Source organism: Clostridium sp. MSJ-8, assembly GCF_018918325.1.
Lineage (GTDB): Bacteria > Bacillota > Clostridia > Clostridiales > Clostridiaceae > Clostridium.
The window spans coordinates 79,303-96,631 of record NZ_JAHLQH010000043.1; the positions used below are offsets into that span (position 1 = coordinate 79,303).

A 17,329-nucleotide genomic window follows, 5' to 3' on the forward strand; every position below is an offset into this window, starting at 1 on the left:
TTAATATTAACATTTTGTAAAACATGTTTTTAAATAATTAAAATATAATAGCATTAGTTTCAGTAACCTATTGTTCCATATTACTCATACTAATCTTTAATTCTTCATGGTTATATTATTCTATATCTAACTATAATCTAACCTTAACAATAATGGTTACTTCCACTAAGCTTATTATATTTTAATTATTCAAGCGTTATGGTTGTTTTTAGTGTATCTGCATTGTCTGTAAGTATCTTAAAGGCTTCAGTATTTCTAGCAAAAAAAATTATTGAATATATTTATTTTTGATCACTTATCTTTTCATTTAATTAATATCAAATTATTGCTTTAAGTAAATTATCTATAATAGAATTTAGTATTTCTTATAATAAAAAAGTAAAGATCCCGTTAAAAATACTATACTGTTTGAACTTTAGCGAGTTTATAGTATTTAGGAATCTTTACTCTTTTTTATTATATTAGTAAATACTTAATGATATTATATTATATTATTTACTTAGAACATATAATTTTGATATTAATTATTGTGAAACATAAGTTATTTAACAATAATACCTTAATTTTTTTATATTTAGAAATCCTTAATGAAATTATGCTATTTATGAAAACATATAATATTGATACTAATAATAAACATAATATTAATCAAACCAAATAACATTGGATTTTTTTAATTCTTTATCCTAATGATTTTATTCTCTCATCATTACTTACTATACTTGTTATTCTTACACCGAAGTTTTCATCTACGACTACAACTTCACCAAATGCAATTCTCTTACCATTAACTAATATTTCAACTGGTTCTTCAGCTAATTTATCTAATTCTATAAGGGAACCTGTTCCTAATTCTAGTACATCTTTTATACTCTTCTTAGTTCTACCAAGTACAACTGATATGTTTAATGGAACATCTAATATAAGATCTATATTATCAGGTAGTGGTTTACCTGATGAAGGTACTAATGGTTCGAATTGAGCCCTATGTACTTCTACTGGTGCTGCTTGTTGTTGCTGTGGTGCTTGATATACAGGTTGTTGTGGCGGCGGAGCCATTTGAGGTTGTTGTGGTGCTTGCTCAACTATTGGTTTTGCTTCAACAACTGGTGTTGTTTCAGGTGTAGCTGCTGCTTGTGTAGGAGCAGAATCATCACTCATCTCTTCCTCAGTGCCCCATCATTATAGCACCTATCTTTTTAGCAGTTGATATAGGTAATACTTGCATTATGTTACTATCTACAAGATCTCCTATTGTCATTCTAAAGCTTATTTTAACTATCTTCTCATCTTCTGGAATGCTATCTGTAAGGATATCATTTTCATCCTTCCATAGCTTTGAAGCTGGAGGTGATATATCTACCTTTCTAGAGAACATTGTTGCCATAGATGTTGCAGCAGATCCTATCATTTGATTCATAGCTTCTGCTACTGCACTTATTTCTATCTCTGATAACTCATGAGTTTCAACCTTTCCATCTCCACCCATCATAAGATTAGCAATAACTGCTGCATCTTCTATTCTTATTATTAAAATATTTCTACCAACTATTCCTGTTGTATATTCAACATCTAATACTACTGTAGGTGCGTCAAATGTCTTCTTAACTTCACCTAATGTTGTAACACTTACAACTGGAGTAGTTATATTTACTTTTTGATTTATTATCTGATATAGAGCTGTTGATGCTGAACCCATTGAGATATTTCCTATCTCACCTAGCATATCCATTTCATTGGCTGTTAACTCTTCTTCAGATGAATTTGTGTTTCCTGCATTTTTATCATCATTTCCAGATTCACCATTTAACAGTGAATTTATCTCTTCTTGAGACAGGAAGCCATTACTCATATTCTTTCACATCCTTTTTTTCTATCACATCTAATAATGTTACACCTATGTTCTTACCTATAGTTCCTGGTTTTGCATAATAATAATCTTCATCTTGAACTAATACCTTTATAGGTTTACTGCATTTGTTATCAAGTTTTATTATGTCTCCAACAGTTAATCTTAAGAAATCATCTACAGTTAATTCTGTTTGTCCTAATTCTGCTTTTAGTTCTACCTCTACTGGTTTCATACTTTCTCTTATTTTCTTCTGAGATTCTTCTATTGCAGCTGAATCGTCCTCATTCTTAAACCAATATTGTACTACTAACTTATAAAGTATTTTTTCTATACTTAAATAAGGAATACATAGGTTTATAAATGTATTAGTCTTACCTAATTCTGCTGAAAAAACAATAAGTGCAACTGGTTCATTTGGTGATAAGGTTTGGTTAATAGCAGGATTTGTTTCTATTGATTCTATCTCAGGTTCAACCTTAAGTATATCTTCCCATGCTAAAACCAAATTAGATAATAATCCTTGAACTACTTGATACATTATGTTCTTATCTATTTCTGAGAATTCTTTTTCTGCAAACTTTCTTTCTCCAGTTCCACCTTCTAATATATCAATAACTTGATAAGAAAAATCTGGATTAGTTTCAAACAATAATGTTCCAGTTAAAGGTGGCATCTTAAATAATGTTAATATAGTTGGATTCTGTACAGAGTGAATAAATTCTTCATATGTAACCTGCTCTACAGTCTCTACTTTCACCTTGACATTTTTTCTCAATTGACCTGTTAGATAGTTTGATATTATCCTAGCAAAGTTATCATGAACAAGCTCTAAGGTTCTTATATGATCTTTTGAGAATTTCTGAGGACTTCTGAAATCATATAACTTAACCTTATGTTTCTCTTCTTCATGAGTAACTTGCTCAGGTTCTAGTTCACCTGTAGATAATGCAGATAACAATGCATCTATTTCGCTCTGCGATAAGACATCTGCCATTCATTTACCTCTTTTCTTAAAACTAATTTAATAAATTATCAATATCTATAATGGTTAACAATTTTCCTTCTACATTAATTATTCCTCTAATATATTGGCTATTAGCATTAGTTGCTCCAGTATTAGAATTCTCTAATTGTTGGATTTCCTTCTCATCAATATCTAATACTTCTTCTACTTCATCTACTGTTATACCTATTTCTTCTTCTTGTACTTTCAATATTATTATAGTATTAGGTTCATTAACAGTTTTTAAGTTAAGTAATAAGTTGATATCTACTAGTGATTTTATACTACCTCTCAAATTAATAAGCCCTTTTATATATTTAGGTGATTTTGGTACTCTTGTAACTTCCATCATATCATTAATGGCTTGAACCTTCTCAGTTTCTACTGCAAAATGTTCATCGCCTAATTTAAACACTACAATTTGCATTGTATACCCTCCTCTTTCTTTTTACTTTTATCTACATAAGTAAAATCTCTATCAAGAAGAAATCAAGAATTATATTATAGTATTCAATCAAAATAATAGTATTTAATTCCTATACCACTATTATAATACAAAAAACTTATTTTGACGATATTTTTAGTCAAATTCTCAATTTTCTTTTTTATTTTTTACCCTATTGCTTTCTTTACTGCTTCTAAAACTCTATCAGCTTGGAATGGTTTTACTATAAAATCCTTTGCTCCTGCTTTTATTGCATCCATAACCATAGATTGTTGTCCCATCGCTGAACACATAATAATCTTTGCATTCGGATCAGTTGCTCTTATATTTTTAACTGCTTCTATACCATCCATATCTGGCATTGTTATATCCATTGTTACTATATCTGGTTTTTCTTTATTGTACATTTCTACAGCCACTAAACCATTTGGTGCTTCTCCACATACTTCATAACCATTCTTTTCCAATATATCCTTTATCATCATTCTCATAAATGCTGCATCATCAACTATTAATACTCTTGCCATTTTATTCTACCTCCATCTTAAATTCCTAATGCGTTTAATATTTTTTCCAGTGATCCAGGAGCTGGAATATAGTAAAAGTGTGCTCCTATTTCACTTTCTTCATTCTTACTATCTTTTATAAATATTGTTTCTATATCTAATATATATTCATCAAATTGCCCAGATTCCATAAAAGTTGTTGCAAGTATTGCACTCATCATATCATATGCAACTGCTGGAACTGATGCATTAACAAATAACTTTGTAAACTGTGCTATTGCATTCATATATGATCCAGATAATATGTTACCAACTTCACATAATACTGAATTGCCCATTTCTGAATCAATTCCTGCATTTGATCCTACTAAATAATCTATAACATTCTCTGCCATATCTTCTTCAAAAAGAATCAATATATTTCCTGGTATATCGCCTACAACCCTTACAATTATCCCCACTACTACATCTTCACCAGATTTAGTCAATAATTCATTTAACTCTACCATATTAACTGATGGAACAGACATATCTATCTTAGTTCCTAGTAGAGTGGATAATGCTGTTGCTGCATTACCTACTCCAATATTTGATACTTCTCTTAATGCATCTAATTGTAGATTACTATACGCATTTTCCATAAGCTTATCTCCTTATACTATAGCTCCAACATCTAAGATTAATGTAACAAGTCCATTACCTAGAATTGTTGCTCCTATATATTCATCTAAGTCTTTTAATGTATTACCTAATTCTTTAATTACTATTTCTTGTTGTCCTAATAATGAATCTACTAACAATCCTACTGTCTTATCACCAACATTAACTATAATTACATATTTCTTGTTACTTTCTGCAACTTCTATATCTAATCTTTCATTTAATCTTAGAAGTGGTATTACCTTATCTCTATAGATAATTACCTCTTTTCCATTAGTACTCTTAATCTTATCTTCATTATAATCAATAACTCTATCTATAAATCCTAAAGATATTGCAAGTGTTTCTGCACCAACCTTAACTAATAATGCTTGAATTATTTGTAAAGTTAATGGAAGTCTTATTATAAAACTTGAACCTTTACCTTCTTCACTTACTAAATCAACTGTACCACCTAGAGCTGCAATTTTAGTTTTAACAACATCCATTCCAACTCCTCTTCCAGAGATATCAGTTACTACTTCATTTGTACTAAATCCTTGAGCAAATATAAGATTCTTAATATCATTATCACTTAAGCCTTCTGTAGGTATTCCCATCTTCTCAGCTTTAGCTTTAACCTTTGCTACATTTATACCAGCACCATCATCTACAACCTTTATAAGTGCTTTAGTTCCTTCTTGATATGCAATAAGTTTAACTGTTCCTACTGGATTCTTACCAGCTGCAATTCTTTCTTCTTTAGATTCGATACCATGATCTGCTGCATTTCTAAGTAAGTGAATAAGTGGTTCACCTATTTCATCTATTACAGTTCTATCAAGTTCTGTTTCTGCACCTTCTATAACGAAGTTAATTTCTTTATTAAGTTCTACTGATATATCTCTTATCATTCTAGGGAACCTATTAAATACAGTTTCTAGAGGAAGCATTCTTATCTTCATTACTAAATCTTGAAGTTCTGATGTAGTTCTTCCTATTTGTTCTAATGTTTCTGATAATTCTTGAGATTTATTATCTAAAACTATCTGTTCTAGTCTTGTTCTATATATAACAATCTCAGAAACCATATTCATAAGCTTGTCTATTCTCTCTAAATCAACTCTAACAGATTGATGTGCTTTTTTAGCCTTAGGTTTTGTAGGAGCTTTTGCTGATTCTGATTTTTTAGGTGCTTCCTTCTTAGGTGCTTCTGCTTTCTTTGGAGTTTCTGTTTGAATCTCTTTTGGCTTTATTTCTTCTTTTTTCTCTTCTTCTTTCTTGATGTCAACTTCTTCAATATTAACACTAACAACTTCAGATATGCCTTCTAGCATAGTTTTTATATCTTCTTTTGAATTTTGAGATAAATATACAAACTTAAGCTCAAATTCAAATTCTTCATTTTCAATTGCTTCAGTATTAGGGATTGACTTAATTATTTCACCATTATCCTCTAAATCCTTAACTATTAAAAATGCTCTAGCTGATTTAAGTAATGTATTTTCACTTATATCTACAACTATGTTATATGCTATAAAATCTTTTTCCTTAGCTTGTTCAATAACAGATAAATCATATTCATTTAATTCTATTAATCCTGATGTAGCATTTGTTGATGATTTTTCATCATGTTTTGCTTCATCTTCCTTTATAACCTCATCAACATTCTTTCCATGTGCTGCTGCAAGTTTTATAAGTCTATCCATTATTTCTTGAATATCAACTGGTTCATCATTTTCATCTTCTATGTTATTGATCATTTTTTCAAGAGTATCCAAACAGTCAAATAATACTGTTACTACCTCCTGTGATACTTTTAATTCTCCATCTCTAAATTCTGATAAAACATCCTCCATCTTATGAGTTAGCTCTGCAATATCTGTAAATCCCATTGTAGCTGCCATTCCTTTTATTGTATGTGCAACTCTAAATATTGCATTGATTCTATCAATATCGTCTGGATTCTGTTCTAACTCTAATAATGATTCATTTAATGTTTGAAGATTATCCATAGATTCCTCCAAAAACATTTGCATGTATTGTGATGTATCCATCTCATATCCCTCCTTATACTTTCTTATAAACAAAGGTAGAAACTTTTTCTAACCCAAATTCTTTATAATTATAAATACTCTCAGTAGCTCCAACAAAAAGTAGACCTCCTGGATTTAATGATGACGAAAATTTATTATAAATTAGTTGCTTTATTTCATTTTTAAAATAAATAACTACATTTCGACAAACTATTAAATCAAAGTTTCTATCATAATTATCGCATATTAAGTCGTGTTTCTTGAATGTTACGATAGATTTTATTTCATTATTAATTAAATATTTATTATTTTCTTCACAAAAATACTTATTTAAGTCTTCTTTATGCACATTTTTAACTTCTGCATCTGTATATTCACCTTTTTTAGCTTTACCTAAAATAGTATTATCTATATCAGTAGCTAATATAGTTGTCCTATTTTCCGCCTTTAATTTTTTTATTATTATAGCTAAAGAATAAGGTTCACAACCTATTGAACAAGCTGCACTCCATATCTTAATATTTTTTCGTTCTGCAAGAAGTTTATCTTTTATTAATTTTTCAACTTCTTCAAATAGTTCAGGATTCCTAAAAAATTCAGTAACATTTATAGTAATAAAATCCAAGAATTTTTGTCTTTGTTCATCATCTTTCTTTATTAATGTTGTATATTCCTGCAAACTACTAACTCCAACTCTCGTCATTAAACTATTTATTCTTCTATTTAATTGTTCAGGTTTATATGCCGTTAAATCTATTCCTAATTCTTTATGGACCCACTTATGAAATTCATCAAATTCCATTATTCTTACCTCCCTTTTATAATCTTATTTATATTACTTCCAATCTCTTGAAGCGGTAAGACTAAGTCTATTTTTCCTGTTTCATATGCAGCTTTAGGCATTCCATATATTGTACAAGTTGATTGGTCTTCTGATATTGTAACCCCACCAGCATCTTTAACAAGCTCACAGCCAGTAGCTCCGTCTCTACCCATACCTGTAAGTATTGCTGATACTAAATTTCCTTTATATATTTTTACAGCTGATTCAAATAATTTATCTACTGCAGGTCTAACTCCCCATATTGCAGGTTCTTCATTAAGTTTTATTCTTCTGCCATCACCTACTGTCATATGATATCCACCTTGAGCTATATATATTGTATTTTTCTCTATAGCCATTCCATCTTCAGCTTCAACCACTTTTAAATTACATATCTTATCAAGCCTTTCAGCAAAAGCTTTTGTAAATCCCTTTGGCATATGCTGAACTACAAATACAGGTATATTTATATCACCATCAATCTTACTAAGCATTTGCTGTAATGCTCTAGGTCCTCCTGTTGATGCGCCAACAATAACAGCATCTATTTTCTTATGCCCTTTAATTTCAACATTTTTATGTACTATCTTAATCTTAGACATTCCTTGACTTTCTAGAATAGCGTCTATTTTATTTATTAATTCTGCTTTCATAGTTTCTCTATTTGAACCATTAGCTTTTTCAATAAAATCAACTGCGCCAGCTTCTAAACACTGCATTGTAGTTACTGATCCTTTTTTAGTTAAACTACTTAACATTATTACAGAATACTTTTTATCTTTCTTCTTAAGTTCTCTTAAAGTTGTAAGACCATCCATTATCGGCATTTCTACATCTAAAGTAATAATATCTGGTTTATAATCATCAACCTTATCAATTAATTCTTTTCCATTTTTAAATCTTGCTATTACCTTATATCTATCAGTAGATTCAATCATATCTGATATAATCATTCTCATAAATGCTGAATCATCTACTACAATTACTTTTTTTTGATCCATTGCCCCTTCACCCTCTCTTATAATATCTTCTCACTCTGTCCAGCAATTCTTATAGTAACCTGTCCGTTAGATGAATCAACCAACATAGTCCTTCCCTTATTACCTCCAGTGTCTTCCGCTAATATAGGTATATTTTCTTTTTTTAACGCTTCCTTTACTGCTATAACATTTCTACTACCTATATCACTTACCATACTCTTCTCTGAAAAATTGAACATAGAGGCTCCACCTGCTATTTTAGCTACTAATTCCTTAGCATTAGCACCACTTTCAACCATCTTCTTTACCAAAATAGGAATAGCTAAATCTGCAAATTTCATTGGTGTATTTGAATTACTAAATTGTGTACTATCTGGTAACATAATATGTGACAAGCCTGCTATTTGATGTTTCTTATCATATAATGCTATTCCCACACATGATCCAAGGCCTATTGTCATAATTGTTCCTGGAGGTAATACTAAATTCAAATCTGCTATTCCAACTTTTATTTGGTTATCTCCCATAGTAGTCCCTCCTAATAGATAAGTTCTTCTTCTTGTTTACTTAATATATTATCTGCGTTTATCAATATAATTATTTTATCTTCTAATTTTATTAATCCTTTAACATAATTTCTAGTTGAATCCAATGCTATATCAGGTGCTTCTTCATATTTTTTCATATCTATATTTGATACCTCACATACACTATCAACTATAATACCTAATTTATTTTCACCTATTTTCATAGATATAACCTTCTGTTCTTCTGTACTCTTTATATTTTTTAAATTAAATTTTTTCTTCAAATCTATAATTGGCAATACAATATCTTCATAATTGATTACTCCTTCAACAAAATCAGGTGCATCTGGCATTGGAGTAGCATTTTTAAATCTTAATATTCTCTCCACATCATCAATATTTGCCGCATAATATTCATCATTTAATTCAAAAATTAATACTGTCATTTCTCCTTGTTCTTCCATATACTTTCCTCCCTATAACATCAATTTATCTACATTTATCTCTCCATCAGCTAAATATGCTTTTAGCTTTTTAGATGGAATTTCTAGAGTATACTTTCTTTCTCCAAAGAAAAATATAGTATTATTGTATGCTACCTCTGCAGTAATCACTCCGTCTTTTGGAACTCTTAATATTGTGCTCACTCCACCTGTACTACCTATTGTCTTAGCACTAATATTTCCTCCTGCTACAAGTTCTCCTCCTCTACATACTGAATTATCTTTTGTAAATATTATGTCACCCATAGCAGTAACTTTTGAAGTATACTGACCTTTCCCATCTATATAAACAGTACCTGTAGTTGTAATATTACAATCTTGTATATAATTTAAATATAAATTGCTAGCTTCATTTAATCTTGATTGAATTGGATCTATTTCGCTTTCAAGTCGTTCTCTTACCTCATTTAATTCTTGTGAATATTTAATAGATGCAGGTCCAAGTCCCACAATTTTACCTTTTATAATCTCCTTTAACCTAGCGAAATTTTCACCTTCTATATTTAACTTCAATACTTCATTTCCATCAGCATTTATACTTCTACATTTAGAATCAATTATTAATCTAGCAACTTGTCCTACATTTTTTCCATCAAGCACACCTTTTTCCTCAAGTTCTCTCAGACAAGAATTTAATATATTTACGTCATTTAGTAAATTATCAAGTTTAGTTAGCTTCGCATGTTCATCTTCTCCGGCAACGCCTACATATATTTTACTATTTATAGCGCTTCCTCTTAATATGCAAGTACCTCTAGCCATAATTGTTGCTTGTTCAACATTTCCATCAATTTCAAGATTATTCCCTGCATCGACTGTCATTCCTTCATTTACATTTCTATTAATCTTGACATCTCCTACAAACTTTATGCTACCACTTTTTATATCTACATCATTGTCTACTTCTAGAACTTTATGTACTATAAATGTATTTCCTTTTATAGAAAGCTGTCCTTCTCTAGTTGCTATAACTTGATTCTCTTCTATTTTACATCCTTCACCTGCTTTTAGCTGTAAACTTTTCTTTAACTTTCTCTTTATTGGATTTCCATAAATATTAATTCCATCCTTACCTTCTCTTCCTATGATAAGCTCTGCAATTAAGTCACCAACATCGACACTCTTTATAGTTCTAGCTGCTCTATAATCTATTTTTTTATCTTCATGATCATTGTCTGCTTTTCTTTCTTCAATATCATTTATCTTTATTTCATCATCTTCATCATCAATAGCTTTTACACCTTTTGCTATCAATAAATTGTCTACTTTATCTTCTACAGAAGCTCTTTTTAATGCTTCTTGATCAATTCCATATACTATACTTTTATCGGATAATACTTTTTGAATCTCGTCAACTGTGTAATGAGGCATATCTTTAGATTTTTGAAGATCTAAATTTACATTTAATGTTGAACCTTTTATATTACACTTGACTGAGCCTATTAATGGTGGGTCGTATTCAATAGATATTCTTGCTTCTAATTCATTAGTGTTAAGTTTCATATCTCTAGTTCCTTTTACACCATTACATGAATACGTGATTACGCTTTGAGAATTTACCTTTTGGCCTTCTAGAAATGGCATTCCATCTATAATTAATGTTACAGATGAATCAACCTTTAGATTAAAAAATTCGTTTTCATTTGTCAAAAGGATTATTTTATTACCGTCAACCTTTACTTTTTCAGGTTGACTTGGTTCTTTAGGTTGAACTTTCATTACTTGTTCTTCTATGTTAGAAGTATTATCTTGATTTTCAATTACTTTTTCTTCATCAACTTCGATAATACATTCTTTGTGAAACAATCCCTTTTTTTGACTTACAATAGTATATTTAATATTAGATTGTGGTTTAGATAGTTTGTTTGACGCAATTCTTAGACATTCGTCAAGAGTTTTTGCAACAATTCTTTGTCCCATAACCTCTCCCCCTTTAATACCTTATATCTAATATTATAATATACTACTATAATCATTTTTAAGTTTATTACTTACTTTTTACTATTTTTACAAAACGTTATTAGTTTTCACATTTTGTTTACAAGTTTAAAATCAATTATTTGTATTCTTTTATATAATTTTCTATTTTTTCATCAAAATTTTTCATTAACTTTCTTAGTAGTTCGTTATTTACATCATATTCATGATCTTCTACCTTCTTAATAGGGAGAATCTTAGGAGAAGTTCCTGATATGAATGCAGCATCTGCTTCATTTACTTTTAGATAATTAAAATCTTCTTCTATTATCTTAACATTTAATTTAATGGCCATAGTTATTATTTCTGTTCTAGTTACACCTGGCAATACATTCTGTACCTTCGATGTATATAAATATCCATCTTTAATAAAGAATATATTAGATTTACTACCTTCTGTAACTAATCCATTATTACTTACTAATATAGCTTCAAAAGCTTCCCTCTGCTCTATTTGTTTATTTACTTTACTTCTAAATTCATTATTAACTATCTTAGCATTAGGATTTTCTCTCTCGCCAAAAAATAATATAGTATCTACACCATCTTTATACATAGCCTTTGTAGGATATTTATGTTTTATAAAAAATATCTTAAAAGTATCTGTTTGAACACAATAAGTTAATTTTATATTTCCTTCTTGTATTCCACTTTCTTTAACAAGTTTTGCTATCTGCATTTTAAGCTCTTTTTCTGTAAGCTTTAACTCTACTTCACTTAATTCAAAAGAATATTTCATTCTTGCATAATGATCTTCCATAAACAATGGTTTACCATCTATTATTCTTATTACTTCATATATAATTTTTCCTTCTGTATCTTCTTTGAATTCTGATATCTTCTTACTTTCTCCATTTTCTAAATATACTTTTGAAGTTGTTCTTATCATAATTCTCTCCTCCTATTTCCAATTCAATATATTAAATTTACTATTTTTTTTATAATTAATTAAATATGCATTTCCAACTAAATCTAATAAAGGTTTATCAGATAAAGAGTCAGAAAACATATATGAATTCTGATAATCAACATCATACCCTTTTTCTTTTATGTATTCATTAAGTCTAACAACTTTTTCTTCACCCTTACAATTCTTACCTAACATTTTTCTCATAAACTTTCCATCAGAGAACTCAAATCTAGTTCCTATTATCTTATCTACTTCTGGTATATCATATAATTTATTAAGATAAAATTCTGGAGATGCTGATATAAGTATTACCTCGCATCCTTCATTTTTTAATTTTTTTATCATATCTATTCCATCTTTATAGAGTATATTCTTAAGTCTATTTTGATAAAACCTAGATACAAATTCATCAAGTTTTTCTTTATCCATTCCATCTATAAATTTCAAGAAACTTTCTTTCACTTTTCTCTCATCATATATATTAAGAACATACAGTAAACCACCAAATAATGCTCTTGGTAAATATTTTATATTTGATTTTTTTTCTTTTATACTATAACTATACAATTGCATAAGTGTTTCTTTGCTAGTTATAGTAAAATCCACATCAAATAAAGCTAATTTCGTCATAATTCTCCTCCATTTTTCTATCTATATACTCATTATATATCATTTATCAAAAAAGAGTAAATTTATTATTAGAATAAAGACTAAAATATAATAGCATTAGTTTCTGTAACCGATTGTTCCATATTATTTATACTAATCTTTAATTCTTCATGGTTATATTATTCTATATCTACCTATAATTCTAACCTTAACAATAATGGTTACTTCCACTAAGCTTATTATATTTTAATTATATAAACGTTGTGGTGATTTTTTGTGTATCTATATTATTATAAGTATCTTAAGTCTTCAGTAATTCTTACTTTAAAAAATTATTGAATATATTTTTTTGATTACTTATCTTTTCAGTTAATTAATATCAAATTATTGATTTAAGTAAAATAATATTATTATAATGGAAAATCCAATGTTATTTGATAATGTTAATATTATGATTTTCTTTATTGGTATCAATATTATTGCTTTGAATAAATATTGATAATTAAAATATAATAGCATTAGTTCAGTAACCTATTGTTCCATATTATTTATACTAATCTTTAATTCTTCATGGTTATATTATTCTATATCTACCTATAATTCTAACCCTAACAATAATGGTTACTTCCACTAAGCTTATTATATTTTAATTATATAAACGTTGTGGTGATTTTTTGTGTATCTATATTATTATAAGTATCTTAAGTCTTCAGTAATTCTTACTTTAAAAAATTATTGAATATATTTTTTTGATTACTTATCTTTTCAGTTAATTAATATCAAATTATTGATTTAAGTAAAATAATATTATTATAATGGAAAATCCAATGTTATTTGATAATGTTAATATTATGATTTTCTTTTTTAGTATCAATATTATTGCTTTGAATAAATTATTGATAATTAAAATATAATAGCATTAGTTCAGTAACCTATTGTTCCATATTATTTATACTAATCTTTAATTCTTCATGGTTATATTATTCTATATCTACCTATAATTCTAACCCTAACAATAATGGTTACTTCCACTAAGCTTATTATATTTTAATTATATAAACGTTGTGGTGATTTTTTGTGTATCTATATTATTATAAGTATCTTAAGTCTTCAGTAATTCTTACTTTAAAAAATTATTGAATATATTTTTTTGATTACTTATCTTTTCAGTTAATTAATATCAAATTATTGATTTAAGTAAAATAATATTATTATAATGGAAAATCCAATGTTATTTGATAATGTTAATATTATGATTTTCTTTTTTAGTATCAATATTATTGCTTTGAATAAATCTTCATAATGAATTTTAGGATTTCTTATTATAAAAAAATTAAGATAGCGTTTAAAATGTTGTACTGTTTGAACTTTAGTGAGTTTACAACATTTAGCTACCTTAATTTTTTTATATTTAGAAATGCTTAATGAAATTATGCTATTTATGAAAACACATAATATTGATACTAATAACAAACATAATATTAATCAAACCAAATAACATTGGATTTTATCCATATTATATTATTTACTTAAACATATAATTTTGATATTAATTATTGTAAAATATAAGTTATCTAAAAATAATACATTAATACATTAATTTTTTATATTTAGAAATACTTAATGAAATTATGCTATTTATGAAAACACATAATATTGATACTAATAACAAACATAATATTAATCAAACCAAATAACATTGGATTTTATCCATATTATATTATTTACTTAAACATATAATTTTGATATTAATTATTGTAAAATATAAGTTATCTAAAAATAATACATTAATACATTAATTTTTTATATTTAGAAATACTTAATGAAATTATGCTATTTATGAAAACACATAATATTGATACTAATAACAAACATAATATTAATCAAACCAAATAACATTGGATTTTATCCATATTATATTATTTACTTAAACATATAATTTTGATATTAATTATTGCAAAATATAAGTTATCTAAAAATATTGCAATAATTTTTCTATTTCAATTTTGATTTTAAAAACCTATTCATTAATTCTTCTGAAATTCCATATTCTCCAATATCAGCTTTACTTTTTTTACTGCAATGAAAATCACTTCCACCAGTAATAATAAGCTTGTACTTTTTACATATATTATAAAATTTATTACTATTTGATGAGGTATGACTTGGATGGTACACTTCAACACCTTTAAGTCCATAAGATCTTAATGTTTTTATGATATCCTCAATATGCATTGTATTATATATCCTACCTGGATGCGCAAGAATAGGTACTCCCCCACTCTGCAATATAATATCTATTGCATCTCTAACCTTAAGTTTATCACCTGGTACATAGCACTTTCCACCAGGAATAAGATACTCAGTAAATGCATCATTATAATTTCTAGCATATCCATTCTCAACAAGAGCATGTGCAATATTACTTCTTCCTATTATTCCATTATCATTCATTATACTTTCTAGTTCTATATTAATATTATATTTTTTCAACAAATCTAATATCTCTCTAGCTCTATCAACTCTATTCTTTTTTACCTTTTCCAACATATTTAACAGATTGACATCTGTTAAATCAATAAAATATCCTAATATATGAATATCTTGATCATTATATCTTGAACTTAATTCTACTCCTGGAATTATATTTATTTTATTACTTATACAAAACTGAGATGATATAGTATCATGATCAGTTATAGATATATATTGCAAATTTTTCTCTATAGCTCTGTTAATAATTTCATCGGGTCTTAATTCTCCATCAGAATATGAAGAATGAATGTGCAAATCTGCATTTATCATAATATCACCCACCATATATATGAAATAAGAGTGGTAATATAATACACACCACTCTCATTATAGTAAATTATTCTTCTACTAATTCATTATTATAGTATTCTGCTACTCTATTAAATTCTTCCTCTTCAGGAACAACTAATTCTTCTCCTACGTTTTTAAACATATAAACAGAAGAATCTTCTGGATTCTGAGCTAATACATATTCATTATCTTCGAACTCAAAAGCGTCTATAATAGGGCATGAAACTACATTTCCGTTCTCATCTTCTAAGTCAATAACAAAATGGTTGTGTTCATGTTCTCCACATCCGCATCCGCATTCATCAACATCATTGTGATCATGGCCACATCCACAGTCACATCCAGTATTCATTTCTTCATTATCGTGTCCGCATCCACAGTCACAGTTATGTGATTCATTAATCATTTAGTTTCCTCCTTAAAAATAATTATACATTTATATTTTACCCTCTTATCTCAAAAAATAAAAGTATTTTATTAATTAAAAATTTTATTAATTAAAATATAATAGCATTAGTTTCAGTAACCGATTGTTCCATATTGCTCATACTAATCTTTAATTCTTCATGGTTATATTATTCTATATCTACCTATAATTCTAACCTTAACAATAATGGTTACTTCCACTAAGCTTATTATATTTTAATTATTTAAGCGTTATGGTGATTTTTAATTTATCTATATTAAGTATCTTAATTCTTGCTTTAAAAAATTATCAAATATATTTTGGGGTTACTAAATTTTTAAGTTAATTAATATCAAATTATTGATTTAAGTAAATTATTTATAAAGAAAAAATCCAATGTTATTTGATAATGTTAATATTATGATTTTCTTTTTTAGTATCAATATTATTGCTTTGAATAAATCTTCATAATGAATGATTATAATTAAAATATAATAGCATTAGTTTCAGTAACCTATTGTTCCATATTATTCATACTAACCTCTAATTTATTATGGTTATATTATTCTATATCTACCTATAATTCTAGCCTTAACAATAATGGTTACTTCCACTAAGCTTATTATATTTTAATTAGTTAAGCGTTAGGGTGATTTTTAGTGTATCTATATTATTAACAAGTATCTTAAGTCTTCAGTAATTCTTACTTTTAAAAAATTATCTAATATATTTTTTGATTACTTATCTTTTCAGTTAATTAATATCAAATTATTGATTTAAGTAAATTATTTATAAAGAAAAAATCCAATGTTATTTGATAATGTTAATATTATGATTTTCTTTTTTAGTATCAATATTATTGCTTTGAATAAATCTTCATAATGAATGATTATAATTAAAATATAATAGCATTAGTTCAGTAACCTATTGTTCCATATTATTTATACTAATCTGTAATTCATCATGGTTATATTATTCTATATCTACCTATAATTCTAGCCTTAACAATAATGGTTACTTCCACTAAGCTTATTATATTTTAATTAGTTAAGCGTTAGGGTGATTTTTAGTGTATCTATATTATTAACAAGTATCTTAAGTCTTCAGTAATTCTTACTTTTAAAAAATTATCTAATATATTTTTTGATTACTTATCTTTTCAGTTAATTGAGGATATTTCATAATAGAAATATCCCAATCTGTGGATAACTTTTTAAATTTTTTCTAAAAAAGCCGATAGCAAAGCTAGGTAACTGAAATTACCTTTTTTTGATATTTATTTTTATG

The 17,329-nt window shown here is 27.2% G+C and carries 14 protein-coding genes and 1 pseudogene; all 15 read right to left on the minus strand.

The window, feature by feature from the left end; all coding sequences use genetic code 11:
• Nucleotides 1–681: 681 nt before the first annotated feature.
• Nucleotides 682–1,852: pseudogene (fliY, locus tag KQI77_RS13045) on the minus strand (flagellar motor switch phosphatase FliY).
• Nucleotides 1,845–2,846: a flagellar motor switch protein FliM gene (fliM, locus tag KQI77_RS09920; protein ID WP_216390275.1), complete on the minus strand. Its 1,002-nt coding sequence runs from the start codon at nucleotides 2,844–2,846 to the stop codon at nucleotides 1,845–1,847. The pseudogene fliY and the gene fliM overlap by 8 nt, the downstream one beginning before the upstream one ends.
• 22 nt (nucleotides 2,847–2,868) lie before the next feature.
• Nucleotides 2,869–3,282 carry a chemotaxis protein CheW gene (locus tag KQI77_RS09925; protein WP_216390276.1) on the minus strand — a complete coding sequence of 138 codons (414 nt, stop codon included), beginning with the start codon at nucleotides 3,280–3,282 and terminating at the stop codon, nucleotides 2,869–2,871.
• Between the two features lie 185 nt (nucleotides 3,283–3,467).
• Entirely contained in the window at nucleotides 3,468–3,827 is a 360-nt protein-coding gene (locus tag KQI77_RS09930; RefSeq protein WP_216390277.1) for a response regulator, read from the minus strand.
• A gap of 17 nt (nucleotides 3,828–3,844) precedes the next feature.
• A complete protein-coding gene (locus KQI77_RS09935; RefSeq protein WP_216390278.1) occupies nucleotides 3,845–4,447 on the minus strand; it encodes a chemotaxis protein CheC in 603 nt (200 codons plus the stop codon).
• A gap of 12 nt (nucleotides 4,448–4,459) precedes the next feature.
• Entirely contained in the window at nucleotides 4,460–6,502 is a 2,043-nt protein-coding gene (locus KQI77_RS09940; protein WP_216390279.1) for a chemotaxis protein CheA, read from the minus strand.
• Between the two features lie 13 nt (nucleotides 6,503–6,515).
• Complete coding sequence (locus KQI77_RS09945; protein WP_216390280.1) at nucleotides 6,516–7,283, minus strand: protein-glutamate O-methyltransferase CheR; 768 nt, start codon at nucleotides 7,281–7,283, stop codon at nucleotides 6,516–6,518.
• Between the two features lie 5 nt (nucleotides 7,284–7,288).
• Nucleotides 7,289–8,305 (minus strand): chemotaxis response regulator protein-glutamate methylesterase, encoded by a 1,017-nt coding sequence (locus tag KQI77_RS09950; protein WP_216390281.1) that lies wholly within the window; start codon nucleotides 8,303–8,305, stop codon nucleotides 7,289–7,291.
• A gap of 17 nt (nucleotides 8,306–8,322) precedes the next feature.
• The gene (locus tag KQI77_RS09955) at nucleotides 8,323–8,811 is read right to left on the minus strand and encodes a chemotaxis protein CheD (protein WP_216390282.1); all 489 of its coding nucleotides are present in this window, start codon (nucleotides 8,809–8,811) and stop codon (nucleotides 8,323–8,325) included.
• A gap of 11 nt (nucleotides 8,812–8,822) precedes the next feature.
• Nucleotides 8,823–9,275, minus strand: a complete 453-nt coding sequence (locus KQI77_RS09960) for a chemotaxis protein CheW (protein WP_216390283.1) — start codon at nucleotides 9,273–9,275, stop codon at nucleotides 8,823–8,825.
• 12 nt (nucleotides 9,276–9,287) lie between these two features.
• Complete coding sequence (locus tag KQI77_RS09965) at nucleotides 9,288–11,234, minus strand: DUF342 domain-containing protein (protein ID WP_216390284.1); 1,947 nt, start codon at nucleotides 11,232–11,234, stop codon at nucleotides 9,288–9,290.
• A gap of 136 nt (nucleotides 11,235–11,370) precedes the next feature.
• Nucleotides 11,371–12,180 carry an aminotransferase class IV gene (locus tag KQI77_RS09970; RefSeq protein WP_216390285.1) on the minus strand — a complete coding sequence of 270 codons (810 nt, stop codon included), beginning with the start codon at nucleotides 12,178–12,180 and terminating at the stop codon, nucleotides 11,371–11,373.
• A 12-nt stretch (nucleotides 12,181–12,192) separates the two neighbouring features.
• The gene (locus KQI77_RS09975; protein ID WP_216390286.1) at nucleotides 12,193–12,831 is read right to left on the minus strand and encodes an HAD family hydrolase; all 639 of its coding nucleotides are present in this window, start codon (nucleotides 12,829–12,831) and stop codon (nucleotides 12,193–12,195) included.
• Nucleotides 12,832–14,805: 1,974 nt separating this feature from the next.
• A complete protein-coding gene (locus KQI77_RS09980) occupies nucleotides 14,806–15,615 on the minus strand; it encodes a PHP domain-containing protein (protein WP_216390287.1) in 810 nt (269 codons plus the stop codon).
• A 67-nt stretch (nucleotides 15,616–15,682) separates the two neighbouring features.
• Entirely contained in the window at nucleotides 15,683–16,042 is a 360-nt protein-coding gene (locus KQI77_RS09985; RefSeq protein ID WP_216390288.1) for a DUF1292 domain-containing protein, read from the minus strand.
• Nucleotides 16,043–17,329 lie beyond the last annotated feature (1,287 nt).

Excerpts from the sequence above, each read along its gene's own strand:
- fliM (WP_216390275.1), bottom strand. The coding sequence starts at position 2,846 with ATGGCAGATGTCTTATCGCAGAGCGAAATAGATGCATTGTTATCTGCA.
- KQI77_RS09925 (WP_216390276.1), bottom strand. The coding sequence starts at position 3,282 with ATGCAAATTGTAGTGTTTAAATTAGGCGATGAACATTTTGCAGTAGAA.
- KQI77_RS09930 (WP_216390277.1), bottom strand. The coding sequence starts at position 3,827 with ATGGCAAGAGTATTAATAGTTGATGATGCAGCATTTATGAGAATGATG.
- KQI77_RS09935 (WP_216390278.1), bottom strand. The coding sequence starts at position 4,447 with ATGGAAAATGCGTATAGTAATCTACAATTAGATGCATTAAGAGAAGTA.
- KQI77_RS09940 (WP_216390279.1), bottom strand. The coding sequence starts at position 6,502 with ATGGATACATCACAATACATGCAAATGTTTTTGGAGGAATCTATGGAT.
- KQI77_RS09945 (WP_216390280.1), bottom strand. The coding sequence starts at position 7,283 with ATGGAATTTGATGAATTTCATAAGTGGGTCCATAAAGAATTAGGAATA.
- KQI77_RS09950 (WP_216390281.1), bottom strand. The coding sequence starts at position 8,305 with ATGGATCAAAAAAAAGTAATTGTAGTAGATGATTCAGCATTTATGAGA.
- KQI77_RS09955 (WP_216390282.1), bottom strand. The coding sequence starts at position 8,811 with ATGGGAGATAACCAAATAAAAGTTGGAATAGCAGATTTGAATTTAGTA.
- KQI77_RS09960 (WP_216390283.1), bottom strand. The coding sequence starts at position 9,275 with ATGGAAGAACAAGGAGAAATGACAGTATTAATTTTTGAATTAAATGAT.
- KQI77_RS09965 (WP_216390284.1), bottom strand. The coding sequence starts at position 11,234 with ATGGGACAAAGAATTGTTGCAAAAACTCTTGACGAATGTCTAAGAATT.
- KQI77_RS09970 (WP_216390285.1), bottom strand. The coding sequence starts at position 12,180 with ATGATAAGAACAACTTCAAAAGTATATTTAGAAAATGGAGAAAGTAAG.
- KQI77_RS09975 (WP_216390286.1), bottom strand. The coding sequence starts at position 12,831 with ATGACGAAATTAGCTTTATTTGATGTGGATTTTACTATAACTAGCAAA.
- KQI77_RS09980 (WP_216390287.1), bottom strand. The coding sequence starts at position 15,615 with ATGATAAATGCAGATTTGCACATTCATTCTTCATATTCTGATGGAGAA.
- KQI77_RS09985 (WP_216390288.1), bottom strand. The coding sequence starts at position 16,042 with ATGATTAATGAATCACATAACTGTGACTGTGGATGCGGACACGATAAT.